This is a genomic window from Pseudomonas sp. C321 (genome assembly GCF_055407105.1).
The window spans coordinates 291,030-316,203 of sequence record NZ_JBUZRB010000005.1 but is presented as its reverse complement, the minus strand read 5'-3'; the positions used below and the strand labels follow the sequence as shown (position 1 = coordinate 316,203).

Below are 25,174 nucleotides of genomic sequence, written 5' to 3'. Positions count from 1 at the left end.
TTGGGGTATGACGTATGTTGAAATGCATTCCTGCGTCGCAGGTGACTCTGGGTATGCACATCCATAAGCTTGATGGTTCATGGATCGATCATGCTTTTTGGAAGAGCAGTTTTTTGCTCAATAGCAACGAAGATTTGCAGCGCTTGTTGGCATCACAGGTCCAGGGTGTCTGGATTGATACCGAGAAAGGTTGCGACCTGAAACCGCAGGACCTGCAGGCCGCACATAAGACGCCTGCCTTGAAACGCCCGGTGGCTTCCCCTCGTGTGGAAATGAAGGCTGAGGTGGCGCGCGCGGTCAAGGTGTGCGCTGTCGCCAAAGGCGCGGTCATCGAGATGTTCAGTGATTTGCGCATGGGTAGAGCGGTTGAGCCAACCCGAGTGGCCAGCCTGGTCGAGGAAATATCCCAGTCGGTGCTACGCCATCCCCATGCATTGATTAGCCTGGCCCGTTTGAAAAAGTCTGATGAATACACCTACATGCATTCGGTTGCCGTCAGTGGATTGATGATCGCGCTGGCCCGGCAATTGAGCCTCTCGCCTGCACTGGTCCAGGAGGCGGGCCTGGCAGGCTTGTTCCATGATGTCGGGAAAATGGCCATCCCGGAGGGCATTTTGAACAAGGCTGGGGCGCTGACTGAGGCGGAGTTCGACATCGTGCGCAGTCACCCGGTGGAGGGCGCGAAAATGTTGCGCAACTGCCCGCATATCAGTGCATTGGTGCTGGATGTCTGTCTGCATCACCACGAGAAATGCAACGGCAGCGGCTATCCCCACGGCCTCGTCCAGGATCAGATCAGCCTGTTTGCGCAGATGGGTGCTGTGTGTGATGTCTACGATGCGATCACTTCAGAGCGCCCCTACAAACACGGCTGGGGGCCGGCCGACGCGATTCAGAAAATGGCTGAGTGGAAAGGCCATTTTGACGAGAGGGTGTTCCAGGCGTTTGTTCGGTGTGTGGGGATCTACCCCGTTGGTGCTCTGGTCCGCCTGGAGAGTGGTCGTATTGGCGTGGTAATAGAGCAAAACCCCAAGTCCTTGCTCACGCCGGTGGTCAACGTGTTTTTTTCGGCGCGCTCTCGCTTGCCGATTGTCCAGGCCGTGGTGAATCTGGCCGAACAGCGTGACAAGATCATCAGCCGGGAGTCCGCTGAGGAATGGGGGTTCAAGCATGTCGACGAGTTGTGGTCGGGGCTCGCCCAGCCTAAGACATCCTATTTTGGCTAGGCCTTATGCGTCGCCTTAAAGCTGATTCAATGGGATCTTCAAATACACCACCCCATTATCTTCAGCTGGCGGCATATTTCCCGCCCGCACATTGACCTGAATCGCCGGCAGCAACAGCGTCGGCATACCCAGGCCCGCATCACGCTGGGTGCGCATTGTCACAAACGTCGCCTCATCCACCCCGTCATGCACATGAATATTTCCGGCCCGCTGCTCGGCAATCGTCGTCAGGCATTTGGCGGCCCTGCCTTCGGGCGGGTAGTCGTGGCAGACATAGAGGCGCGTTTGCGGCGCGAAGGCCAGCAACTTGCGCATCGAGGCGTAGAGCTGGCGAGCGTCGCCGCCGGGAAAGTCACAGCGCGCCGTGCCGACATCGGGCATGAACAGCGTGTCGCCCACCAGGATCAATTGATCGTCGATCAGGTAGGCCATGTCCGCCGGCGTATGGCCTGGCACATGCAGGGCACGGGCCTTGAGGTTGCCAATGTGGAATACCTCATCCGGGGCGAACAGATGATCGAATTGCGAACCGTCGACACGGAACTCCGGTTCAAGGTTGAACAGGTTCTTGAATACGCCCTGTACCTTGGTGATGGACTTGCCGATGGCGATCTTGCCCCCCAGTTGCCGGCGCAGATAGGGCGCGGCGGACAGGTGATCGGCGTGGGCGTGGGTCTCCAGCAGCCATTGCACCTGCAAGCGGTGCTCGCCCACGAAGGCAATCACCTGGTCGGCCTGGGCCGTGCCGGTGCGTCCCGAGGCTGGGTCATAATTGAGCACCGAGTCGACGATGGCGCACTGGCCGCCGTCCTGTTCATAGACGACATAGGTGTAGGTCGACGACGCCTCGTCCAGAAAGGATTGAATCAACGCTGACATAACGGTCGTCCTGAGTGGCTGGGGGCCGGGAAATCGCGGCTTACATTCATGGTGTTTTCCACATAACCTTGCGAGCTTAAGTGAATTAAAGGACTCGAGGCAAAGGATGGCATCGTGGTGGCAAACAGCAGGGCGTGATGCCATACGGCAACGACCCTTGTGTGCATTGACTAAAAAAGGCCAAAAACCATGAACGACCAACACTGGGGACCGACCATCAGTGGCGATATCGTTGTCATCGGTGGCGGCTCCGCGGGTATCGGCCTGCTGGCCAGCCTGCTCAAGCGCGACCCTCACCTGAACATCACCCTGATCGAACCCAACGACGAACACTATTACCAGCCCGCCTGGACCCTGGTGGGTGGCGGTGCCCATGACATCAGTAAAACCGCCCGGCCTATGGCCAAAGTATTGCCTGACGGGGTGACCTGGGTACAAGCAGCGGTCAGCGAGTTGTTGCCCGATGAACAGACCCTGGTGCTCGACAGCGGCCAGCGCGTCACCTGGAACAACCTGATCATCTGCCCCGGCCTGCGCCTGGCCTGGGAGAAAGTCGAAGGTTTACAGGAATCCCTCGGCCAGAACGGTGTCACCTCCAACTACAGCTACCAGCACGCGGCCTATACCTGGCAACTGGTGCAGCAACTCAAGGGCGGCAAGGCGATTTTCACCCAGCCGGCCATGCCGATCAAATGCGCCGGAGCGCCGCAAAAGGCCATGTACCTGTCCTGCGACCACTGGCTCAGGCAGGGCGCGCTAAAAAATATCGACGTCGAATTCAACCTGGCCGGTGCCGTGCTGTTTGGTGTGGCAACCTTCGTTCCTCCCTTGATGAAGTATGTCGAAAAATACTCGGCGCGACTGGCCTTCAATTCCAACCTGATCAAGGTCGACGGCCCGGCGCGCAAGGCCTGGTTCGAGGTCAAGGACGGCGAAGGCAATGTCACCATCGAGGTAAAATCCTTCGACCTGCTGCACGTCGTGCCGCCGCAAGTCTCCCCTGATTTCATCCGTCAGAGCCCATTGGCCGACGCCGCCGGCTGGTGCGAGGTAAACCCCCACAACCTGCAACATGTGCGTTATTCGCAGATATTCGGCCTCGGTGATGTGTGCTCCACCAGCAACGCCAAAACCGCCGCAGCGGTGCGCAAGCAAATCGTTGTGGTCGCGCAAAATCTCCTGGCCCTGCGCAAGCATAAGCCGCTGCCCCTCAAGTACGATGGCTACGGTTCCTGCCCGCTGACGGTGGAGAGGGGCAAGGTGGTATTGGCCGAGTTCGGTTATGCCGGCAAGCTGCTGCCGACCTTTCCCCTCGACCCGACAGTGGCGCGGCGTTCGGCGTGGTTTCTCAAGGCGACGCTGCTGCCGTGGTTCTACTGGAACGGCATGCTCAAGGGCCGCGAATGGCTGACCCGTTTGTCCAAGGTGGATTGAGAGAAACCTATGCTACTGGCAAGTTTTTTTGGCGTGATCATGGGGTTGGTGATGGGCTTGACCGGCGCTGGCGGTGGAATCATCGGCGTCCCGGCCCTGGTGCTGGGGCTTGGCTTGACCATGACCCAAGCAGCGCCCGTGTCGTTGTTCGCCGTGGGCGCGGCTGCCGCTGTCGGGGCGATTGATGGTTTGCGCCATGGCCTGGTGCGCTACCGCGCGGCGCTGCTGATCGCCTTGTTGGGGGCGCTGTTTTCGCCGCTGGGGGTGTTCCTGGCCCATCAACTGTCGGACAAGTTCCTGATGGGCCTGTTCAGCGCGCTGATGGTGCTGGTGGCCTGGCGCATGTTGCGGCGCGAGAAGGTCGAGGCGGGGCCCAGTGACCATGGCGCCGCTTCCTGGGGCCAGAAGAACTGCATGCTCGATCAACAGACCGGGCGCTTCTCCTGGACCGCCAAGTGCACCGCCACCCTGGCAGCCTTGGGCGCGGTGACGGGTGCCGTTTCGGGTTTGCTCGGTGTTGGCGGCGGGTTTCTGATTGTGCCGGCATTCAAGCAACTGACCGATGTGCAGATGCGCGGCATTGTCGCCACGTCGTTGATGGTGATCAGCCTGATTTCCCTGATCGGTGTGGTCGGCGCGTTTCATGCCGGTGTCACCATCGACTCCGTGGGCTGGGTGTTTATCGTCTCCAGCATCGTCGGGATGATTGTGGGTCGGCGCCTTTGCTCGCTGATTCAGGCCAGAACCCTGCAAGTGGGCTTCGCCAGCCTATGCTTTTTGGTTGCCGTCGGCATGCTGTCCAGAGCCTTCATCTAACACCGCACATTCACTGCAGAAGCGAGGGTGACCTGGCCTAGCTCGTGCTGGCGAGAAACTTGAGGGCCACGGTATATCAGTCGCCAGGAATTGCTGATCCACCACGATCGCAGGCAAGTCCGCACACACATTTTTAACTGTGCCCCCTCGGACAATCGGTTTCCCCTTGATACCCGTCAAGGCCCGCTGCGACGCTTTGCCTCATGCTCCGGGCCAGAATATTTTGGCTGACGGAGATCGCCATGGGCGCCCCTGCAACACCTGCAGTCTCATACAAGCTGCCCATGGGCCTGGTCATCGCCGTGCTGGTGATGGTCGGCGTGCTGCTGTTGCCGCTGCCTGCCGACTTGCCGGTGGCGGGGCATCGGATGCTGGCGATCCTCGTGTTTGCGGTGGTGGTGTGGATCAGCGAAGCGGTGTCCTACGAGGCCAGCGCGATAATGATCACCTCGCTCATGGCTTTTTTGCTGGGCACCGCGCCGTCGATGCAGGACCCCACTCACCTGATCGGCTCCAGCCCGGCCATCGGCATGGCCCTGACCGGTTTTTCCAACCCGGCCCTGGCCCTGGTGGTCGGTGCGCTGTTTATCGCCGCCGCCATGACCCACACCGGTCTGGATCGGCGCATCGCCCTGGTGACCTTGACCCGCGTCGGCACCAGCACCCGAGGGATTTTGGTGGGGGCGATTGCCGTGACCATCCTGCTCAGCCTGGTGGTGCCCAGCGCCACCGCCCGCAGTGCCTGTGTGGTGCCGATCATGATGGGGGTGATCGCCGCCTTTGGTGTCGACAAGCGCTCCAACATCGCCGCCGGGATCATGATCGTCGTCGCCCAGGGCACCAGTATCTGGAACGTCGGCATCCAAACCGCCGCCGCGCAAAACCTGCTGACCGTCGGTTTTATGGACAAGATGCTCGGCCAGCGGGTGTCGTGGATTGACTGGCTGATCGCGGGTGCGCCGTGGGCAGTGATCATGTCGGCGGTGCTGTTGTTCCTGGTGTTGAAACTGCTGCCACCGGAAAGCGACAGCATTCCCGGCGGCAAGGAAGCGGTGGCGCAGTCCCTGGCGGACATCGGGCCTATGACCGGTCCGCAAAAACGTCTGCTGACGGTGTCGGTGCTGCTGTTGCTGGCCTGGGCCACGGAAGGGCGGCTACACAGTTTTGATACCACCTCGACCACCTACGTCGGGCTAGTGTTTTTGCTGCTGCCGGGAATCGGGGTGATGACCTGGAAAGATGTGCAGCCGCGCATCCCGTGGGGCACGGTGATTGTGTTTGGCGTGGGCATCAGCCTCGGTACGGCGCTGCTGACTACCCATGCCGGGCAATGGTTGGGCGCGCAGGTGGTAGGGCATACCGGGCTTGATCAACTGGGACCGCTGGGGGTGTTTGCCATTCTTGGGGCGTTCTTGATCGTGATCCACCTGGGGTTTGCCAGTGCCACGGCGCTGACTTCGGCGTTGTTGCCAATCCTGATTGCGGTCCTGCAAACCCTGCCGGGAGATATCAATCGGTTGGGCATGACCATGCTGCTGGGGTTTGTCGTCAGTTATGGCTTCATCCTGCCGATCAACGCACCGCAGAATATGGTGTGCCTGGGCACCGGAACCTTTACCGCCCGGCAGTTTGCCAAGGTTGGGTTGCTGGTGACCTTGATCGGTTACCTGTTGATGCTGGTGTTCGCCGCCACATGGTGGAGTTGGTTGGGCTGGATCTGAAGTACAAGGAGCGTTGCCATGGCTGTCCCGCAGAACAAGCAGCAATTGATCGATGCCATCACCCTCAACTATCGGCGCCTGGTGGCCGATCTGGCCACCATCCCCCTCGAACGTGCCGGGGAATGCTCCCTGGAAGGACATGTCAAAGGGACACGGATGAGCCTGTGTGATCTGCTGGCCTACCTGATTGGTTGGAACCTTCTGGTGCAGCAATGGTGTGCCGGCCGCGCCAATGGGCAGGTGGTGGCGTTTCCCGAGGTTGGGTTCAAGTGGAATGAACTGGGACGCTTGGCACAAAAGTTTTATGCCGACTACGCCGTACTGTCCTATCCCCAGCGGTTGGAACGGCTGGAGCAGGCCCATCGGCAAATCCTCGCCCTGGTTCAACGCGCCAGTGACGGCGAACTCTATGGCGCGCCTTGGTACGAAAAGTACACCCTGGGACGAATGATTCAGCTCAATACCTCGTCACCGTATGCCAATGCCCGAACCCGTGTCCGGCAATGGAAAAGGCACAACGGCCTGGCCTGACCGTTCAGGTCCGCCCCGCAGAATAAGAACGCTACAAGGTTGACCTGCCATAATGGCAAGATGAACCCTGCTCAGCTTTAGGAGTCCCTTTGCAGAGGTTTTACCGTGCGGCGCGTTGCGGCACGATCATCAAGGTCGCCGAATGGATCAATACACCCCGCGCACTTGGCAGCCCCACGAGCGTCCGGCCCTGCCGGGTTCGCCGTCTACGCCGCTGCATTCCACCCGCAAACGCTGGGCTTATGCCCTGGTCGGCCTATTGGTGGCTATCACTGGCGGCCTGGGCAACTCCCTGGTAATCGCTAACCTGCCTTACCTACAAGGCGCATTGGGCGCGACCACCGCCGAAATGGCCTGGCTGCCCGCCGCCTATGTGATGACCAATGTCTCGATGAACCTGTTGCTGGTGAAGTTTCGCCAGCAGTTTGGCCTGCGGGCGTTTACCGAGGTGTTCCTGGTGCTGTATGCGCTGGTGACCTTCGGCCACTTGTTCGTCAACGACTTAAGCTCCGCCATTGCCGTGCGGGCGGCCCACGGCATGGTCGGTGCGGCGCTCAGTTCCCTGGGCTTGTACTACATGATTCAGGCGTTCCCGGCAAAGTGGCGGCTCAAGGCCCTGGTACTGGGCTTGGGCACCTCGCAATTGGCCTTGCCATTGGCGCGGCTGTTCTCCGAAGACTTGCTGCAAATCGCCGAATGGCGCGGGCTGTACCTGTTTGAACTGGGCATGGCGCTGACCTGCCTGGGCTGCGTGTTCCTGCTCAAATTGCCGCCGGGTGATCGCTTCAAGACCTTTGAAAAACTCGACTTCCTCACCTTCGCCCTGCTGTCTACCGGCGTGGCGTTGCTGTGTGCGGTGCTGTCCCTGGGCAGGATTGACTGGTGGCTGGAAGCACCGTGGATCGGCATCGCTTCGGCCTGTTCGCTGGTGCTGATCATGGCCGGCCTGGCTATCGAGCATAACCGCGCCAACCCGATGCTGATGACCCGCTGGCTGGGCAGCGGGGTGATGATTCGCCTGGCGTTGGCGGTGATCCTTATCCGCATGGTGCTCTCGGAGCAGTCCACCGGTGCAGTGGGCTTTTTGCAGGCGCTGAACATGGGCAACGAGCAGATGCGCACCCTGTATCTGGTGATGCTACTGGGGGCGATTGCTGGTTTGGCCACCAGCGCGCTGACCATCAACCCGGCCCATTTGCTGATGCCGCTGGTCATTTCCCTGGCGCTGATGGCCACCGGCTCAGTGATCGACAGTTTCTCCAGCAACCTGACCCGGCCGCAGAACATGTACATCAGCCAGTTCCTGTTAGGCTTCGGCGGCACGTTCTTTCTCGGCCCGACCATGGTCCTGGGCGTGCGCAACGTGTTGACTAACCCCAGCAACCTGGTGAGTTTCTCGGTGCTATTCGGGATTTGCCAGAACCTTGGCGGGCTGATTGGCGCAGCGTTGCTCGGCACCTTTCAGATCGTGCGGGAGAAGTTTCACTCCAGCATGATTGTCGAGCACCTGACCTTGATGGACCCGCGGGTGGCCGCACGGGTGCAGAGCGGCGGCTCGGCTTACGGTTCGGTGATCGCCGACCCGGAACTGCGCAACCTGATGGGCATTCGCAGTCTGGCCACGGCGGCCACCCGTGAAGCCAATGTCATGGCTTATAACGACGTGTTCATGCTGATTGCGGTGATCGCGATACTGACCATGATCTGGATTTTCATCCGCAGCCTGTGGCTGATGAGTACTACCAAAGCTGCCGTAAGTGCAGCGCCTCCCGTTCAACCTAGCGGTGCACTTTCTTCATGACCGAACCGACGACTACGACTACCAGCGCCATCGCTTCCACCCCGCAAGGCAGCGCCCCGCCCAGTATTGCGGCCACCGAACCACGCTCGTTGTGGGTGCGGATAATCTCGTCCCTGGGCTTTGCCGCGATTGCCATCGTCGGGGTATTGATCGTGCTCTATGCCTGGCAATTGCCGCCGTTCAGCAGCGCCGTGGAAACCACCGAAAATGCCCTGGTGCGTGGCCAGGTGACGATCATCGGGCCGCAGCTCAGCGGCTATGTGTATGAAGTGCCGGTGCAGGACTTCCAGTTCGTCAAGGCTGGGGATTTGCTGGTGCGCCTGGACGACCGAATCTACAAGCAGCGCCTGGACCAGGCCCTGGCACAATTGGCAGTGCAACAGGCGTCTCTGGCCAATGTGGTGCAGCAACGCAACAGCGCCGAGGCGACCATCAAGTTGCGGCAAGCCGCCTTGGTCGACAGCCAGGCCCAGGCCCGCAAAAGCACCGCCGATCTGCGCCGCAATGAAGAGTTGATCGGCGACGGCTCAGTGTCCAAACGCGAGCTGGACGTGACCCGCGCCGCCAACGCGCAAACCATCGCTGCCGTGGCCCAGGCCCAGGCCAGCCTGGAAATCGCCCGCCAGGATTTGCAGACGGTGATCGTTAATCGCGGTTCATTGGAAGCCGCCGTGGCCAGTGCCGATGCGGCGGTGGAGCTGGCGCGAATCGACCTGTCCAACACCCGCGTGGTTGCCCCGCGCGACGGGCAACTGGGGCCGATTGGCGTGCGCCTCGGTGCTTACGTTAACTCCGGCGCGCAGTTGATGGCCCTGGTGCCGAACCAGTTGTGGGTGATTGCCAATATGAAAGAAACCCAAATGGACAATGTGCAAGTGGGCCAGCCGGTGACCTTTACCGTTGATGCCCTGAACCACCGCAAGTTTCACGGCACGGTGCAGCGTATTTCCCCGGCCACCGGTTCTGAGTTCAGCTTGTTGCAGGCGGACAATGCCACGGGCAACTTCGTCAAGATCGCCCAGCGGGTGCCGGTGAGGATTACCGTGGACCCGGATCAGGAGCAGAGCGAGCGCTTGCGGCCGGGGTTGTCGGTGGTGGTGAGTATTGATACGGCGGGAAGGCTCCAGAACACACCTCCCTAAGCTGCGAAGAAATGTTGGCTAGCCCACCGCCGCACCGACAAGCAGCACCGTTTCATCCGGCCATGACCATGGGCGGCAGGGTGCCGAGCAGGGAAACCGCCGCAACGGCCGCCACACCCAGTAGCCATTCCAGCAGCACGCTGGCTCTCAGCGTGGCCAGCCGCTGCTCGCAGTTGTTTATGCGCAGTCGGTTCAGTAGCGCCAGCCCCAGCATTGCGGCCACCAGCAGCACTTTGATCAACAGAATCAAGGCAAAACCGGTGAGCAGCGGCGTCGGCCAGAACTGCCCGGTGAGGACGCGAACATTGATCAAACCGGTCACCAGCAAGCCCGCCACCACGCCATAACCAACACCGCTGAAGCGTCTGAGGATCGGCTCCAGTGGAGGGTGTGCAGATTGCCTGAGGATCAACACCAGCATCAGCAAACCGCCGAGCCAGGCGCTGACACAGACCAAATGCAGCACTTGATTAAGGATCAACAATTGCCCACTGATACCGTCGAGCATGGCGCCATGGCCTACCGGCGCCAGGGTTGCCAGCAGCAGCGCGCTCAACGGCAGGCGCAGGACGGTCCAGGGCATCATGAAACTGAGTAGCAGCAAAACATTCAGCAGCAGGTGCCAGGTCCAGACCTGACCGAAGAAGGTTTTGCCCAACACCAACTGCACGGTCGACAGCTCTAGCGCCGCTGGCCAGGAGCCCGCCATGCTGGCGGTGATCAGCAATAGCCAGGCGACCCCGGAAACCAGGGCCAGCCAGGCCAGCAGACGGGTGATGCGTGTCAGTTGTCGGTCCAGCACCGGCTGCGGTTTCGCGCCCAGCAGCCAGGGCCTGAATGCACAGGCCCCGAACATCAGCAGCACGACGATGAAATGCAGGAAACGGCACAGCACCAGCAGCGTGGCCATAGGTTATTGGCCGACCTTGAAGCTGTAGCGGCCTTCGCTTTTGTGGGTGTCGACCGACACTGCGTGCCACTCGACCTTGTAGGTGCCGGCGGCCAAGGGGGCAGCGGGTGTCACCACCAGGACTTTCTTGTCGGCGTCCGGGGTTTCCAGGCCCTTGACCGCCACTTCGGTGCCGTCCTTGCTCAGCGAGACCTTGGTGAAGGTGGCTTCGATGCCTTCGCTGAAGGTCAGTCGCACGTCCTTCGGCGCGGCGACAGTGCTGTCGGCTGCGGGGGTAGCGCTTTTTAGGTGCGCGTGGGCAAATGCCGCCGAGGCACCCAGCAAGGATGCGAGCAGGGCCACGGTGGTGAGGGTTTTCTTGATCAACATGGTTCAATACCCATCAACTGGAAAGGAGGGGCAGTGTACGAAGTTTCGGCTTGGCCTGTCGCCCCGATCTAGAGCGGATGGTAGTCTCTGGGACATGTTGTTGTCAGGGAGCCCTTATGGGCAATCACAAGATCGGTATTCGTCGTGTTAACGTCGAAAAGATTCTGCTGGCGGCTGAAAAGGTCTTCGCCGAAAAGGGCTATGGCAGCACCGCCATGGCCGACATCGCCGAAGAAGTGCAACTGCCACGCTCCAATCTGCATTACTACTTCAGCACCAAAAGTGAGCTGTACAGCGCGGTGCTGTTTGACCTGCTGGAAGTGTGGAAGCAGGACGCGCTGTGCTTCGAGATGTTCGATGACCCCCGCGTAGTGCTCAGCAGTTACATCCGCGCCAAGATGCAGCATTCGCGCAGTCGCCCCTATGGCTCGAAAGTCTGGGCCAACGAAATCATCCACGGTGCCCCGACCCTCGGTGAGGCGCTGGACGCCAGCCTGTACGATTGGGCCAAGATGAAGGAGGCGAAAATTCGCCAATGGGTGGAAGACAAACGCATCTTGCCGGTGGAGCCGTCGAGCCTGCTGTACATGATCTGGGCGTCGACCCAACACTATGCTGACTTTGATCATCAGGTGATGATTTTGAACGACCACGCGCCGCTGTCAGACATGCAGTTTGAAAGGGCGGTGCAGACGGTGACCAGTGTGATTTTGCGGGGGATTGGCTTGGAACCTTGAGCCTTGTGGTATTAGCGCTGGCCTCATCGCGGGCAAGCCCGCGATAACGGTGCCTATCAGGCACCGATGAAGGTCAGGTTATTACACCGCCTCCCGATAGGGATTCCTTGGGTCCTGCGTCCAGTTGAGAAATGGCTTGCCTGTATCCACCGGCACCATCTCTATGCAATCGGCCACCGGGCAGGTGATCTGGCACAAATTGCAACCCACGCACTCATCATCAATCACTTCGTATTTATGCGTCCCATCTGGCAACTTGAGGCTGGCAATGGCCTGGTGTGAGGTGTCTTCGCAAGCGATATGGCAGCGCCCACAACCAATACACGCGGCCTGATCAATCTTGGCAATCACCTGATAGTTGATGTCCAGGTACTTCCAGTCGGTGGTATTGCCCACCGCCCGCCCGGAAAATTCCTGCAAATTGGCGTAACCCTGACTGTCCATCCACCGCGACAGCCCATCCTTCATTTCTTCGACGATCCGAAAACCATGGAGCATCGCCGCTGTGCACACTTGCACCGCGCCGCAGCCCATGGCGACGAACTCCGCCGCATCGCGCCAATTACCAATGCCGCCAATCCCGCAGATCGGCAAGCCCTGGGTCTGCGGGTCGCGGGCGATTTCCGCGACCATGTTCAGGGCTATCGGCTTGACTGCTGAACCGCAGTAGCCGCCGTGGGTACTTTGGGTGCCGACCATCGGCAGGGCGACCATGCGTTCCAGGTCGACGCTGGTGATGGAGTTGATGGTGTTGATCAGCGACACCGCATCGGCGCCACCGCGATAAGCCGCACGGGCAGCGATGCGGATGTCCGTGATGTTAGGTGTGAGCTTGACGATCACCGGCAGAGAGCAATAGGTCTTGCACCAGCGTGTCACTTGTTCCACGTACTCCGGTACCTGGCCCACCGCCGCGCCCATGCCCCGCTCCGGCATGCCGTGGGGGCAGCCGAAGTTCAGCTCGATGCCGTCGCAGCCGGTGGCTTCCACCAGGGGCAGGATGTGTTTCCAGGACTCTTCGATGCACGGCACCATCAACGACACGATCAGGGCGCGATCCGGCCAGTCTTTTTTCACCTGGGTGATTTCCCGCAGATTGATCTCTAGGGAACGGTCGGTGATCAGCTCAATGTTGTTGATGCCCAGCACTTCTCGATTGGCGCCATAGTGCGCCGAGTAACGGGACGAGACGTTGACCGCCGCCGGGTCCTCGCCAAGGGTTTTCCAGACCACGCCACCCCAGCCGGCTTCGAAGGCGCGGACCACGTTGTAGGCCTTGTCGGTGGGCGGCGCGGAGGCCAGCCAGAATGGATTGGGGGCTTTGATACCGGCGAAGACAATCGAGAGATCGGCCATTTACGCAGCCTCCACGTTGAGCATGAGTTGGGCGTGCATGGCCTCGGCGGCCAACTTGCCGTGCTGGACGGCCTGGACGGTGAGGTCCTGGCCGAGACTGACGCAGTCCCCGCCGGCATACACGCCGGGGATGCTGGTGCGCAGCTGTTCGTCGACGAAGATGCGGTCGCCCTGGCGTTGCAGTTGGTGGGCCAGTGGATCGTGCAGAGCCTCGTCGTCGAAACCTTGGCCGATGGCCTTGAAGATGGCGTCGGCGGCCAGTTCGAAGGTTTCGCCTGTAGGCTGCAGGCGACCATTTTCCATGTGTGTGCGAGCAAAGCGCATGCCGCGCACATGGCCCAGATCATCCAACAAGATTTCCTCCGGTTGGGCCCACGTCAGCAGGCGCACCTGATTGGCCTTGGCGATGTCTTGCTCATGGCCGGTGGCGCCCATTTCGCTCAAGCCACGGCGGTACACCAGATTGACGTCGCGGGCGCCGAGGCGGGCCATTTGCACGGCCATGTCGATGGCGGTGTTGCCGGCGCCAAGGACGATGCAGCGGTCGGCCAAGGGCAGTAGGCTGAGGTCATCGGCCTGGCGCAGTTCACGGATATAGTCGGTGGCGGCGACCAGGCCTGGCGCATCTTCGTGAGGTAGACCCAATTGCTTGCTGGCGGCAAGACCCAGGCCGAGGAACACCGCGTCGAATTGCTGGTGCAGTTCACTCAAGGTCAGGTTGTCGCCCAGGCGCTGGCCATGGCGAATTTCGATGCCGCCGATCTGCAGGAGGAAGTCCAGTTCCTTCTGGGCGAAGTCGTCCACCAGCTTGTACTTGGCGATCCCGTATTCATTGAGGCCGCCAGCTTTTTCCCGCGCTTCGAAAATCACCACGTCATGGCCGTGCAGGGCGCTGCGATGGGCGCAGGACAAACCCGCCGGCCCTGCGCCGACCACGGCGATGCGCTTGCCGGTGGGCGCGGCACGCTGAAACGGATGCTCGCTGAAGTGCGCATTGTCCACGGCGTAACGCTGCAGCAGGCCGATCAGCACCGGGGCGCATTCTTCGGCGTTGTTGCGCACGCAGGCTTGCTGGCAGAGGATTTCTGTCGGGCACACTCGGGCACAACTGCCGCCGAGGATGTTGGCCGAGAGAATTTTCTGCGCCGCGCCCTGGACGTTTTCCGTGTGGATATTGCGAATGAACGACGGGATATCGATCTCGCTGGGGCATGCGTTGACGCACGGTGCGTCATAGCAGTAAAGGCAGCGCGAGGCTTCCAATTGCGCTTGCCGGGCGTTGAGCGGCGGCGCCAGATCGGTGAAATGGGCGGCGAGGGCGGCCGCATCTTCGTGGGGGTGTGGAAGATGGTTCAGGGTCTGGATCACGGTATTGGCCTCACGGTTTTTTTGGATTGCCTCTAACGGGCATTTTTGTCGCTTGTACCGGCCCCTTCGCGGGCTTGCTCGCGAATGGCGGCCTCAGCGTTTTACAGCCACTGGCCTGGAATGCTCAGCCCGCTTGCTCAACTGCTCGAATACCGACGGATACGCCGGCCGTTCGACATAGCGTCCGGCACCGCGCTCAGCTCTTAAATCGCCATCAACCCAGACCAACTTGCCCTGGCTGATGGTATGACTGGGCACGCCGCGCACGGTCTTGCCTTCGAAGATGTTGAAGTCCACCTGTTGATGGTGGGTCTTGGCGGAAATGGTCCGCGTGCCTTCGGGGTCCCAGAGCACCAGGTCGGCATCGGCACCGACACGGATCGCACCTTTGCGCGGGTAGAGGTTGAAGATTTTCGCGGTGTTGGTGGAGGTCAGCGCGACGAACTCCTGCATCGACAACCGCCCGGTATTGACCCCTTCGTCCCACAACAGCGCCATGCGGTCTTCGATACCGGCGGTGCCGTTGGGGATCTTGCTGAAATCGTCACGGCCAGCGGCTTTTTGCTCGGCGCAAAAGCAGCAATGGTCGGTGGCGGTGGTGTGCAGGTTGCCCGATTGCAGGCCATGCCATAACGCTTCCTGATGCCCGCGCGGGCGGAAGGGCGGGCTCATCACGTAGCCGGCGGCGGTTTGCCAGTCGGGGTGCTGGTAGACGCTGTCGTCCAGCAGCAAATGCCCGGCCAGGACTTCGCCGTAGACCGGTTGGCCCTTGCTGCGGGCGTAGGTGATTTCGTCCAGTGCCTCTTTGGTCGAGACGTGTACCAGGTACAACGGCGTACCGATGGTTTCAGCGATGCGAATGGCGCGGCTGGCGGCTTCGCCTTCTACCTGCGAAGGCCGGGACAATGGATGAGCCTCGGGACCGGTGATGCCTTGGGCCATCAATTTGCGTTGCAAGTGATAGACCAACTCGCCGTTTTCGGCATGCACCGTCGGCACCGCGCCCAGTTCCAGGCAGCGTTCGAAGCTGGCCACCAGGGTGTCGTCGGCGGCCATGATTGCGTTCTTGTAAGCCATGAAATGCTTGAAGCTGTTGATGCCGTGATGGCTGACCAGCTCGGCCATTTCTTCGCGCACCTGCTCGCTCCACCAGGTGATGGCGACGTGAAAACCGTAGTCGGCCGCTGATTTTTCCGCCCAGCCGCGCCACTGGTGAAAGGCGTCCATCAAGGATTGCTGGGGGTTGGGAATCACAAAGTCGATGATCGATGTTGTTCCGCCCGCCAGGCCTGCCGCCGTACCACTGAAAAAGTCTTCACTGGCCACGGTGCCCATGAAGGGCAGTTGCATATGGGTATGGGGATCGATGCCGCCGGGCATCAGGTATTGGCCGCTGCCGTCGAGTATCTCGGTGCCAGCGGGAATATCCAGATCAGTGCCAATAGCGCGGATTAGACCCTCAAGGCACAAGACATCGGCTCGGTAACTTTCATCATGGGTAATAACGGTGGCGCCACGGATCAACAGAGACATGCCGAGTTCCTCACGGGCTTGACCGGCTTATGCCAGTTCTAAGTGTTGTAATGCATCGCGCCGCTGGGAAGGTTAATTCCTGTCAGCGGTGACAGGAATAGAAGCTAGCCCGAGTTTTTAGAATGAGCAAGAATATTTTTTATAAGCTTATGCGTGTATTAAGTAGTTGATTTATAAGGATAATAAATAAAAATCACCAAAATGTAGCGGCCTCTCACCATTTTGACGCACTTGACAGGTTCCCAATATGAGCAACATTTCTTATTGCAAATCAGGCGCTTGAGACATGCCTCTTGACGGGGGCAGGAAATAAAAATAATTGTGTTGCACCAGATTGAGTCCTGATGGTTCGGACAACTTGTGCGTTATTTGGCCTGAGTAACGCTGCAAGTACCGAGGGGTTGATCGGTCGAAACAATAAAGCTGATAAACATCAGCGAGTTATATAAGCGGTGCGGACGAAGTGACGGCTAGCGGCACGGTTATTGAGTGCAGTGGCGGTTGGCCGGGTCCGTGATGTCATGTTGTCAACGAGGTACTCCGGCCATCCCGCGTCCTGCGTGGGATGAGCAAAAATAATTCGAAAAAACCGTGGAGCGGCCATGCAACAGAACAGATCGCAAGTCATCGAACGCGACGGCCTGTACGAACTCGACGTCGGTGACGACGTCCTCGACAGCCCCCGTTACAACCACGACATGGCACCCACCAAGGTGCACGAACGCACCTGGAACAAATGGCACATCACCGCGCTGTGGATCGGTATGTCGATCTGCGTGCCGACCTACACCCTTGGCGGTGTGCTCACCGCCTACTTTGGGTTGTCGGTGGGCGAGGCGTTGATAGCGATCCTGCTGGCCAACGTCGTGGTGCTCATTCCCCTGACACTCAACGCCTTTCCCGGTACCAAGTACGGCATTCCATTTCCGGTGTTGCTGCGCTCCTCCTTCGGGGTGATCGGCTCCAACGTGCCGTGCCTGATTCGCGCCCTGGTGGCGTGCGGCTGGTTCGGTATCCAAACGATGTTTGGCGGGCTGGCGATTCACCTGTTCCTGGGTTCGATTTTCGAGGGTTGGAAATCGTTGGGCGGCACCGGTGAAGTGATCGGTTTCATGATCTTCTGGGGGCTGAACCTGTGGGTCGTGCTGCGGGGCGCCGAGTCGATCAAATGGCTGGAAACCCTGTCTGCGCCGCTGTTGGTGCTGGTGGGTGTCGGCCTGCTGGTGTGGGCGTTGCCCAACGTGTCGCTGACCGAGTTGATGGCGATCCCGCCCAAGCGCCCCGAAGGCGCCAGCCTCACCGGCTACTTCATGGCGGGCCTGACGGCGATGGTCGGTTTCTGGGCCACCTTGTCGCTGAATATTCCCGACTTCAGTCGCTATGCCAAAAGCCAGAAGGACCAGATACTCGGGCAGATTTTTGGCCTGCCGCTGACCATGTTCCTGTTCGCTGCCCTCGGCGTGATCATGACCGCCGCATCGGTGAAACTGGTGGGCGTCAGCGTTTCCGATCCGGTGACCTTGATCGGCCATATCCAGAGCCCGGTGTGGGTGGCCGTGGCCATGCTGCTGATCATCGTTGCCACCTTGTCCACCAACACCGCGGCGAACATCGTATCGCCCACCAATGACTTCCAGAACATCGCGCCCAAGTTGATCAACCGCACCACGGCGGTGGTGCTCACCGGCCTGGTGGGGCTGGCGCTGATGGGCCATGAGCTGCTGAAAAAGCTTGGCCTGCTGGTCTCCGACGTTAGCCTGGAAACGGTCTATTCCAATTGGTTGCTGGGTTACTCAAGCCTGTTGGGGCCGATTGCCGGGATCATGGTGGTGGACTACTTCATCATCAAGAAACAGCAATTGGACCTGGCTGGGTTGTACCGCGATGACGTGTATCCGGCGTGGAATTGGTACGGCTTTATCGCCTTTGGCGTGCCGGTGGTGTTGACGTTGCTGTCGTTGGGCAGTGATGCATTCAGCTGGTTCTACAGCTATGGCTGGTTCACCGGCTCAGCGCTGGGCGGGTTGTTGTATTACGGCTTGTGCATGAAGCGCGGAGCCAGCCCGGTGGCGGTCAAAGCCCCTTAATAAACCATAAGAAATAGCCTGAGGAAATCACCATGAACGCTGCCCTTGACGTTCTGCAATCCACCCATCAGCACATCAATCGCGACCGTTTGTGGCTGTCCCTGATGGAACTGGCCAAGCTCGGTGCCACGCCCAAGGGCGGCGTCTGCCGCCTGGCTCTGACCGACCTCGATCGCCAGGCTCGCGACCTGTTTGTGAAGTGGTGCGAGGAAGCCGGCTGTACCGTGACCATCGATGGCGTCGGCAACATATTCGCCCGCCGCCCTGGGCGCAATCCCACGCTGCCACCGGTGATGACCGGCAGCCATATCGACACCCAACCCACCGGCGGCAAGTTCGACGGTTGTTTTGGCGTGCTGGCCGGGGTGGAAGTGTTGCGCACACTCAACGACCTCAAGGTGGAAACTGAAGCGCCACTGGAAGTTGTTGTGTGGACCAACGAAGAAGGCTCGCGCTTTGCGCCGTGCATGATGGGTTCCGGGGTGTTTGCCGAGAAGTTCACTCTCGAAGAGACCCTGGCCAAAACCGACGCTGACGGTGTGACGGTGGGTGATGCGCTGAACGCCATTGGCTATGCCGGATCGCGGCCAGTCAGCGGGCATAAGGTGGGCGCCTATTTTGAGGCGCATATTGAACAAGGCCCGATTCTCGAAGATGAACGCAAAACGATCGGCGTGGTGCTCGGCGCCCTCGGCCAGAAATGGTTCGATCTGAAGTTGCACGGCGTCGAAGCCCACGCCGGCCCGACGCCGATGCATCTGCGTAAAGATGCCTTGGTGGGCGCCGCCGCCGTGGTCGCCGCGGTCAACGCTGCCGCCCTTGGTCATCAACCCCATGCCTGTGGCACCGTCGGATGCCTGCAAGCCTATCCCGGCTCACGCAACGTCATCCCCGGTGAAGTGCGCATGACGTTGGACTTCCGCCACCTGGAGCCAGCACGGCTTGATTCAATGATTGCCCAGGTACGCAAGGTGATCGACGATACCTGCGAGAAACACGGCCTGACGTTCGAGATGACACCCACCGCCGACTTCCCGCCGCTGTACTTCGACAAAGGCTGCGTCGATGCCGTGCGTGATGCCGCTAACGGTTTGGGCCTGTCGAGCATGGACATCGTCAGCGGGGCAGGGCACGACGCGATCTTCGTCGCCGAACTCGGCCCGGCCGGGATGATCTTCGTGCCGTGCGAAGGTGGCATCAGCCACAACGAAATCGAAAATGCTGCGCCGGATGATCTGGCGGCGGGGTGTGCGGTGTTGTTGCGGGCGATGGTGGCGGCGTCACAGGCAATTGCCAGCGGTAAGCTGGCTGCCTGACTCCTGGATGATCGTTCCCGCGCGGAGTGAACGGGAACGATCAGCCTTCTGATGGCCGAGCGGGTGGACGCAAAGGGCATTGATGACGGACGGCCACGGCCAGGAAGTGGTGCAGACCCAGGACTTCAACTGCATACCGGGGTGATCCCCTAGGCATGGTGCGCGGTGGGTTTGCGCGACTTGCTGGTTACTGCGGGCCTGGTTTGCGGATGATGGTGGCGGCGGGTAATGCGTAATACGCCCCACAGCATGGCGCCGGCGACGGCCAGCCAGCCACAAACCAAGAAAAAAATCGTTGTTGTCAGGCTCATAAGTGCCTCCTTTCGCCCTTTGCAGGGCACGCACTGTCTTCTCATGGACAGTCTAGCTGCCGGGTGGTTGCGCGCTATTGACCAATGGTCGAAGCGTGCAACTTGTTTGCTCTATCCCCGGCCATTTACTGCGGCTCAAGGCTATACCCAGGTTCCAGAGCGCCCTATGATCGAGGCCCACGCCTGCAGATGATCAAGAGAGTGAAGAAGTTGCGCTTACTGCCGAACGTTAAAACCTCCCTGCTGGTGGCAGCCTGTGTCCTTGGACTTGCAGCCTGTGCCGGGCAACCCTCGAAAATCCGGGGCTTGCCTGAGCGTGTTGAACTCAACGGCGTGCCGGTGTTTCGCAGTGAGGCCTATCAGAGCGGTCCCGCTGCCTTGGCCAGCATGCTGTCGCAACAAGGCATTGTGATTACACCGGGTTTGCTGGATAAGCCGCTGCACCTTCCAGGCGCGGAAGCTGACCTTGAGCACAATATGCAGGTGCTGGCGCGCGAATACGGGATGCTGGTGTATCCGCTGGATGCCAAGCTGCCGGCACTGTTGGCACAAGTGGCCGCCGGGTATCCGGTGATGGTACGGATCACCGAGGGATCGACCTTCTGGGCTGGGCCACGCTACGCCGTGCTGGTCGGCTACAACCAGCAGAAGAGTACGGTGTTGTTTCGGGTGGGAATGAACCGGCGACAGCTGATGGGCTTCAGTGCCTTTGAGTCTGCCTGGAAAAGCGCCGGTCACTGGGCGATCCTGATCCAGCGGCCAAGTCAGCTGCCGGCGAACGTGGATGCCGGACGCTGGCAGAAAGCAGCCAACGAGCTTGCTCAGGCCGGGCAGGAACAGGCTGCAGCCCAGGCACTGAAGGTGCTGGCCGGCAAACCGATGAAATAGTAAAAACCGTCTTGTGCAGGAGCAAGCCTGCTCCTGCAGGGGGCCTGCTTTGATTAGCGGTGTGCCTCGGAAACCTGGGCTGTCCCGCTCTGGCGATTTTTGAGATTCTTGTCGGCCTTGTATTGCAGAGCTACGTCCGGCACTGAGCCGCTTTTGCCGGTCTCTACCCATTTGCGAATGCGGCTGGCATCGGCAAAGTGGGTGAATTTGCCAAAGGCATCGAGGATCACCAGCGACACCGGACGGTTACCCATGCTGGTGACCAGCACCAGGCAGTGACCGGCCTGATTGGTAAAGCCGGTCTTGGTCAGCTTGATGTCCCAGTTGGCACGGTTGACGAGGTGGTCGGTGTTGGAGAAACCCAGGGTGTAGCTGGGTTTGCGGAAAGACACGGTTTTTTCCTTGGTGGTGCTCAGTTGCGTGAGCATCGGGTATTTATGCGCAGCCTGTACCAGCTTGCTCAAGTCCCTGGCGGTCGAGACGTTATGAATCGACAAGCCGGTGGGCTCGACATAATGGGTGCTAGTCATGCCCAGGGCCTTGGCCTTGGCGTTCATCGCTGCGATAAAGGCTGCGTAGCCGCCCGGATAATGATGGGCAAGGCTGGCCGCGGCGCGGTTTTCCGAAGACATCAGGGTGATCAGCAGCATCTCTTTACGAGGCATTTCGCTGTTGATCTTGACCCGCGAGAACACACCTTTCATTTCCGGGGTGTCAGTGATGTTGATGGAGATGTACTCATCCATGTTCTGCTTGGCATCCAGCACGACCATCCCGGTCATCAATTTGGTGACGGAGGCGATGGGCACGACAACATCGGGGTTACTGGCGTAGATGACTTTGTTGGTCTGCAGGTCCACCAGCATTGCACTGCCGGAGGCAAGGTGCAGTTGCGAGGTGTCGCGTGGGGCGAGGGTGGTTTCGCTGGCGCTGGCGAAGGTGCCTGTAAATGCAAAAAATAGGCTGATGATAGAGATACGAATTTTCACGCGGATGAACTCGCTAAAAAGTAGGGGTATACCGTTCTGCAACGGGCTTTCTGAAAAATGACGTTACATTTTAGAAGTATGGATCAGAAACTGTCGAATGTTCTTCCAGAACCAGACTAAAGCTCTTAAAAACAAAGAAAAAAGCAGTTATTTTCGGGGCAATAAAAAGCCCCGCCATAAGGCAGGGCTTTTTCAGAGCGGCTGGTTATTAGTCGTGCAGGGTTTCTGCAGCATACAGCGTGTTTTCCAGCAGGCAGGCACGGGTCATTGGGCCGACGCCGCCCGGAACCGGGGTGATCCAGCCGGCACGGGGCAGGGCGGTTTCGTACACCACATCGCCCACCAGCTTGCCGTCTTCCTGACGGTTAATGCCGACGTCGATGACGATGGCGCCTTCCTTGATCCATTCACCTTTCACCAGGCCTGGCTTGCCGGCGGCGACCACCACCAGGTCCGCCCGGCCGACGTGGCCGGCCAGGTCCTTGGTAAAACGGTGGGTGACGGTCACGGTGCAACCGGCCAGCAGCAATTCCATTGCCATCGGGCGACCGACAATGTTGGAAGCGCCGACTACGACCGCATCCAGACCATAGAGGTCGACGCCGGTGCTTTCCAGCAGGGTCATGATGCCCTTCGGGGTGCAGGGCCGCAGCAGCGGAATGCGTTGGGCCAGGCGGCCGACGTTATAAGGATGGAAGCCGTCGACGTCTTTATCCGGGCGAATGCATTCCAGCAGTTTGGACGCATCCAGATGCTGGGGTAACGGCAGCTGAAGCAGGATGCCGTCGATCTTCGGGTCGTCGTTGAGGCTCTCGATCAGGTCGGTGAGTGCCTGCTGGGTGGTATCGGAAGGCAAGTCATAGGCCTTGGAAATAAAGCCGACCTCTTCACAGTCTTTACGCTTGTGCGAGACATAAACCTGAGAGGCGGGATCACTGCCGACCAGAATCACCGAGAGGCCAGGCGTGCGCAGGCCCTGCTGGCGACGCTCAGCGACACGTTTGGCGATCTGCTGGCGCAGGCTGGCGGCGATCGTTTTGCCGTCGATAAGTTGTGCAGTCATTACGCGTGATTAACCATCGAGAAGGGGAAGAAAAGTGCGCGCATTCTCGCACGCCAGGACGTGAGGGCAAAGGCGCTTGGTCTGTAAATTCCCCTAACCCCTTAAATAAAATGAGTTTTTTTTAAAAAGGATTTGACGAGTTCCGGGGGCGTCTATACTATTCGTCGCACTTGTCGGGCACAGCCTAGCACTGGTTAAGAAGGTCGAGCAGAATGTTTGTTCTGTAAGGCTGGAAGCACTTAGTTTGTAATCCTCAAAGAGTACAGATTAATAAAGCGCCCGTAGCTCAGCTGGATAGAGCATCCGCCTTCTAAGCGGATGGTCGCAGGTTCGAGTCCTGCCGGGTGCGCCATTAGGCAGCTTTGGCACAAGTAGCGCTATATGGTGGGCGTAGCTCAGTTGGTAGAGCACGGGATTGTGACTCCCGTTGTCGAGGGTTCGATCCCCTTCGTCCACCCCATATTTAAAAGGCGCCAGATTAACAGTCTGGCGCCTTTGCTTTAAGAGCTTCAACCGCGGATGTGGTGGAATTGGTAGACACACTGGATTTAGGTTCCAGCGCCGCAAGGTGTAAGAGTTCGAGTCTCTTCATCCGCACCAAATCAAGCCTTACTTGGGTCTACTGCCTTTAGTAAAGCTCAACAAAAAATCCGTTCTAGTGGGATTTTTTGGTCACGCTACAATGGTGGGCGTAGCTCAGTTGGTAGAGCACGGGATTGTGACTCCCGTTGTCGAGGGTTCGATCCCCTTCGTCCACCCCATATTTAGAAAGCGCCAGATTAATAGTCTGGCGCTTTTTTTATGCTGTTTTTTCTGCCTTTGTTGTTGCGCATTCTCGAAGTCAAGAAAAAAACAAGCATTCTCAATGCCTTGGCGTTAGAATCGCTGCCGGTTTTGAACGCATGGAGCTGATCCGGTTACATCGGGGTCAGTGCAGCTATTTAATAGCAGATAACGGCGCAGCACCTGAAAAAGGGCTGTGCCGTTTTTATTTAAGTGGCTTGAGTTTCAGCGTGGTCGCAGGTATTGGGCTGCAGGGATAGGGTGTTTCGTCGTATTTATGTTTCTCGATGATGCCGCCGTGTCCGCCGATCCCGTTTGTGGGTCGGCTGTCAGGGAGCTGATCGACAATCGCTTCTATATATAGAAGTGTTGGCGCAGGGCCTTGGCGTGAAGGGATGTATTGCTAGCGGGGCGAGGTGCATTCCTGCATTCGCTCCTATAAATGGCCTGCTGTTTTTTTACCCGTTTTCAGTAGGGTGACTTCTTGAGTTTGACCCACTAGAATGCATGCCCTTGATTCTGGGGTCGGAAACGGCCGGCTAACGTCTGTGCAACGAGGAATATCCATGCAAGTTTCTGTTGAAAATACTTCTGCTCTTGAGCGCCGCATGAGCATCACCGTGCCGGCTGAACGCATCGAGACTCAGGTCAACAAGCGTCTGCAGCAGACTGCCCAAAAGGCCAAGATCGCTGGTTTCCGTCCAGGCAAAGTGCCGATGAGCGAAATCAAGCGCCGCTTTGGTGCTGATGCGCGCCAGGAAGCTGTAGGCGACGTAATCCAGTCCTCCTTTTACGAAGCTGTTGTCGAGCAAAAGTTGAACCCGGCTGGCGCGCCTTCCATCGAGCCTAAATCGCTGGAAGCGGGCAAGGATCTGGAATACGTTGCAGTTTTCGAAGTATTCCCTGAGTTCACCGTTGCCGGTTTCGAATCCATCGCCATCGAGCGCCTCAGCGCTGAAGTGGCTGATTCGGATCTGGACAACATGCTGGAAATCCTGCGCAAGCAGAACACTCGCTTTGAAGTGGCCGAGCGCGCCGCCCAGAACGAAGACTAGTTGAACATCGATTTCGTTGGCAAGGTTGACGGTGAAGTATTCGCTGGCGGCTCCGCCAAGGGTACTCAGTTGGTGCTGGGCTCCAACCGCATGATCCCTGGTTTCGAAGATGGTCTGGTTGGCGCTAAAGCCGGCGAAGAGCGTGTTCTGAACCTGACTTTCCCGGCTGACTACCAGAACCTGGACTTGGCTGGCAAAGCCGCCGAGTTCACCGTGACGGTCAACACCGTTTCCGAGCCTAAGCTGCCAGAGCTGAACGAAGAGTTCTTCAACCAGTTCGGTATCAAGGAAACCGGTATCGAAGGCTTCCGCACCGAAGTTCGCAAGAACATGGAGCGTGAACTGCGTCAGGCTATCAAGTCCAAGGTCAAGAACCAGGTCATGGACGGTCTGCTGGCCGCCAACCCGATCGAAGTGCCTAAGGCTCTGCTGTCCAACGAAGTCGATCGTCTGCGCGTGCAGGCTGTTCAGCAGTTCGGTGGCAACATCAAGCCTGATCAACTGCCGGCCGAGCTGTTCGAAGAGCAAGCCAAGCGCCGTGTTGTTCTGGGCCTGGTTGTGGCTGAAGTGGTCAAGCAGTTCGACCTCAAGCCTGACGAAACCCGCGTTCGTGAGCTGATCCAGGAAATGGCCTCGGCTTACCAGGAACCTGAGCAGGTTGTGTCCTGGTACTACAAGAACGACCAGCAGCTGAACGAAGTGCGTTCGGTTGTGCTGGAAGAGCAAGTTGTGGATACTGTTCTGCAGAAGGCTAGCGTGACCGATAAATCGGTCTCTTACGAAGAAGCAGTCAAGCCGGCGGAAGCAGCACAAGCCGACTGATTGTCCGACACGTTTGAAAATGCACACATAAGCCAGC

20 protein-coding genes, 4 tRNA genes and 1 pseudogene are annotated in these 25,174 nt (G+C 59.2%); 16 read left to right on the top strand and 9 right to left on the bottom strand.

Going from position 1 to position 25,174, the window contains the following annotated elements; all coding sequences use genetic code 11:
• Positions 1 to 14 precede the first annotated feature (14 nt).
• Positions 15 to 1,226 (top strand): HD-GYP domain-containing protein, encoded by a 1,212-nt coding sequence (locus ACZRJ6_RS17185; protein WP_463969384.1) that lies wholly within the window; start codon positions 15 to 17, stop codon positions 1,224 to 1,226.
• 15 nt (positions 1,227 to 1,241) lie between these two features.
• On the opposite strand, the gene ACZRJ6_RS17180 is transcribed toward ACZRJ6_RS17185, so the two are convergent.
• Positions 1,242 to 2,105: an MBL fold metallo-hydrolase gene (locus ACZRJ6_RS17180; protein WP_463969385.1), complete on the bottom strand. Its 864-nt coding sequence runs from the start codon at positions 2,103 to 2,105 to the stop codon at positions 1,242 to 1,244.
• Positions 2,106 to 2,294: 189 nt separating this feature from the next.
• Here ACZRJ6_RS17180 and ACZRJ6_RS17175 point away from each other — a divergent pair, with 189 nt between their 5' ends.
• The 6 genes from ACZRJ6_RS17175 to ACZRJ6_RS17150 all read left to right on the top strand — a co-directional run bounded on the left by ACZRJ6_RS17175 (position 2,295) and on the right by ACZRJ6_RS17150 (position 9,550).
• Positions 2,295 to 3,539 (top strand): NAD(P)/FAD-dependent oxidoreductase, encoded by a 1,245-nt coding sequence (locus ACZRJ6_RS17175; protein WP_463969386.1) that lies wholly within the window; start codon positions 2,295 to 2,297, stop codon positions 3,537 to 3,539.
• A 9-nt stretch (positions 3,540 to 3,548) separates the two neighbouring features.
• The gene (locus ACZRJ6_RS17170; protein ID WP_463969387.1) at positions 3,549 to 4,355 is read left to right on the top strand and encodes a sulfite exporter TauE/SafE family protein; all 807 of its coding nucleotides are present in this window, start codon (positions 3,549 to 3,551) and stop codon (positions 4,353 to 4,355) included.
• Positions 4,356 to 4,597: 242 nt separating this feature from the next.
• Entirely contained in the window at positions 4,598 to 6,076 is a 1,479-nt protein-coding gene (locus ACZRJ6_RS17165) for a DASS family sodium-coupled anion symporter (protein ID WP_463969388.1), read from the top strand.
• Between the two features lie 18 nt (positions 6,077 to 6,094).
• Positions 6,095 to 6,607: a ClbS/DfsB family four-helix bundle protein gene (locus ACZRJ6_RS17160; protein WP_463969389.1), complete on the top strand. Its 513-nt coding sequence runs from the start codon at positions 6,095 to 6,097 to the stop codon at positions 6,605 to 6,607.
• Positions 6,608 to 6,749: 142 nt separating this feature from the next.
• The gene (locus ACZRJ6_RS17155) at positions 6,750 to 8,408 is read left to right on the top strand and encodes an MFS transporter (RefSeq protein ID WP_463969390.1); all 1,659 of its coding nucleotides are present in this window, start codon (positions 6,750 to 6,752) and stop codon (positions 8,406 to 8,408) included.
• Positions 8,405 to 9,550, top strand: a complete 1,146-nt coding sequence (locus ACZRJ6_RS17150; protein WP_463969391.1) for an HlyD family secretion protein — start codon at positions 8,405 to 8,407, stop codon at positions 9,548 to 9,550. Before ACZRJ6_RS17155 ends, ACZRJ6_RS17150 begins: the two co-directional genes overlap by 4 nt.
• A 52-nt stretch (positions 9,551 to 9,602) precedes the next feature.
• Here the strand turns inward: ACZRJ6_RS17150 and copD are convergent, their stop codons facing one another.
• On the bottom strand, positions 9,603 to 10,460 hold the full coding sequence (copD, locus tag ACZRJ6_RS17145) for a copper homeostasis membrane protein CopD (protein WP_463969392.1): 858 nt from the start codon (positions 10,458 to 10,460) through the stop codon (positions 9,603 to 9,605).
• A gap of 3 nt (positions 10,461 to 10,463) precedes the next feature.
• Positions 10,464 to 10,829, bottom strand: a complete 366-nt coding sequence (gene copC / locus ACZRJ6_RS17140) for a copper homeostasis periplasmic binding protein CopC (RefSeq protein WP_463969393.1) — start codon at positions 10,827 to 10,829, stop codon at positions 10,464 to 10,466.
• Between the two features lie 116 nt (positions 10,830 to 10,945).
• Between copC and ACZRJ6_RS17135 the strand changes: the two genes are divergently transcribed.
• Positions 10,946 to 11,566: a TetR/AcrR family transcriptional regulator gene (locus tag ACZRJ6_RS17135; protein WP_149415041.1), complete on the top strand. Its 621-nt coding sequence runs from the start codon at positions 10,946 to 10,948 to the stop codon at positions 11,564 to 11,566.
• An 81-nt stretch (positions 11,567 to 11,647) separates the two neighbouring features.
• Here the strand turns inward: ACZRJ6_RS17135 and preA are convergent, their stop codons facing one another.
• The 3 genes from preA to hydA all read right to left on the bottom strand — a co-directional run bounded on the left by preA (position 11,648) and on the right by hydA (position 15,823).
• Positions 11,648 to 12,922, bottom strand: a complete 1,275-nt coding sequence (preA, locus tag ACZRJ6_RS17130; RefSeq protein WP_463969394.1) for an NAD-dependent dihydropyrimidine dehydrogenase subunit PreA — start codon at positions 12,920 to 12,922, stop codon at positions 11,648 to 11,650.
• Positions 12,923 to 14,290: an NAD(P)-dependent oxidoreductase gene (locus ACZRJ6_RS17125; protein WP_463969395.1), complete on the bottom strand. Its 1,368-nt coding sequence runs from the start codon at positions 14,288 to 14,290 to the stop codon at positions 12,923 to 12,925. It lies immediately after the preceding gene.
• Between the two features lie 93 nt (positions 14,291 to 14,383).
• Positions 14,384 to 15,823: a dihydropyrimidinase gene (gene hydA, locus ACZRJ6_RS17120; RefSeq protein ID WP_463969396.1), complete on the bottom strand. Its 1,440-nt coding sequence runs from the start codon at positions 15,821 to 15,823 to the stop codon at positions 14,384 to 14,386.
• A 602-nt stretch (positions 15,824 to 16,425) separates the two neighbouring features.
• Here hydA and ACZRJ6_RS17115 point away from each other — a divergent pair.
• Positions 16,426 to 17,910 (top strand): NCS1 family nucleobase:cation symporter-1, encoded by a 1,485-nt coding sequence (locus tag ACZRJ6_RS17115; RefSeq protein ID WP_463969397.1) that lies wholly within the window; start codon positions 16,426 to 16,428, stop codon positions 17,908 to 17,910.
• Between the two features lie 32 nt (positions 17,911 to 17,942).
• Positions 17,943 to 19,226 carry a Zn-dependent hydrolase gene (locus tag ACZRJ6_RS17110; RefSeq protein WP_463969398.1) on the top strand — a complete coding sequence of 428 codons (1,284 nt, stop codon included), beginning with the start codon at positions 17,943 to 17,945 and terminating at the stop codon, positions 19,224 to 19,226.
• Between the two features lie 149 nt (positions 19,227 to 19,375).
• On the opposite strand, the gene ACZRJ6_RS17105 is transcribed toward ACZRJ6_RS17110, so the two are convergent.
• Positions 19,376 to 19,537 (bottom strand): hypothetical protein, encoded by a 162-nt coding sequence (locus ACZRJ6_RS17105; RefSeq protein WP_463969399.1) that lies wholly within the window; start codon positions 19,535 to 19,537, stop codon positions 19,376 to 19,378.
• Positions 19,538 to 19,747: 210 nt separating this feature from the next.
• On the opposite strand from ACZRJ6_RS17105, the gene ACZRJ6_RS17100 reads away from it, so the two are divergent.
• Positions 19,748 to 20,425: a peptidase C39 family protein gene (locus tag ACZRJ6_RS17100; protein WP_463969597.1), complete on the top strand. Its 678-nt coding sequence runs from the start codon at positions 19,748 to 19,750 to the stop codon at positions 20,423 to 20,425.
• Between the two features lie 53 nt (positions 20,426 to 20,478).
• Here the strand turns inward: ACZRJ6_RS17100 and pbpG are convergent, their stop codons facing one another.
• A complete protein-coding gene (gene pbpG, locus ACZRJ6_RS17095) occupies positions 20,479 to 21,414 on the bottom strand; it encodes a D-alanyl-D-alanine endopeptidase (RefSeq protein ID WP_463969400.1) in 936 nt (311 codons plus the stop codon).
• 208 nt (positions 21,415 to 21,622) lie between these two features.
• A complete protein-coding gene (gene folD, locus ACZRJ6_RS17090) occupies positions 21,623 to 22,477 on the bottom strand; it encodes a bifunctional methylenetetrahydrofolate dehydrogenase/methenyltetrahydrofolate cyclohydrolase FolD (protein ID WP_463969401.1) in 855 nt (284 codons plus the stop codon).
• A 275-nt stretch (positions 22,478 to 22,752) separates the two neighbouring features.
• Between folD and ACZRJ6_RS17085 the strand changes: the two genes are divergently transcribed.
• The 5 genes and pseudogenes from ACZRJ6_RS17085 (at position 22,753) to tig (ending at position 25,137) form a co-directional block, all read left to right on the top strand.
• Positions 22,753 to 22,829 (top strand) — tRNA-Arg (locus ACZRJ6_RS17085).
• A 32-nt stretch (positions 22,830 to 22,861) separates the two neighbouring features.
• Positions 22,862 to 22,937, top strand: a tRNA-His gene (locus tag ACZRJ6_RS17080).
• 55 nt (positions 22,938 to 22,992) lie between these two features.
• Positions 22,993 to 23,077: transfer RNA gene (locus ACZRJ6_RS17075), tRNA-Leu, on the top strand.
• 85 nt (positions 23,078 to 23,162) lie between these two features.
• Positions 23,163 to 23,238 (top strand) — tRNA-His (locus ACZRJ6_RS17070).
• A 588-nt stretch (positions 23,239 to 23,826) separates the two neighbouring features.
• Positions 23,827 to 25,137, top strand: a pseudogene (tig, locus tag ACZRJ6_RS17065) (trigger factor).
• Positions 25,138 to 25,174: the final 37 nt, after the last annotated feature.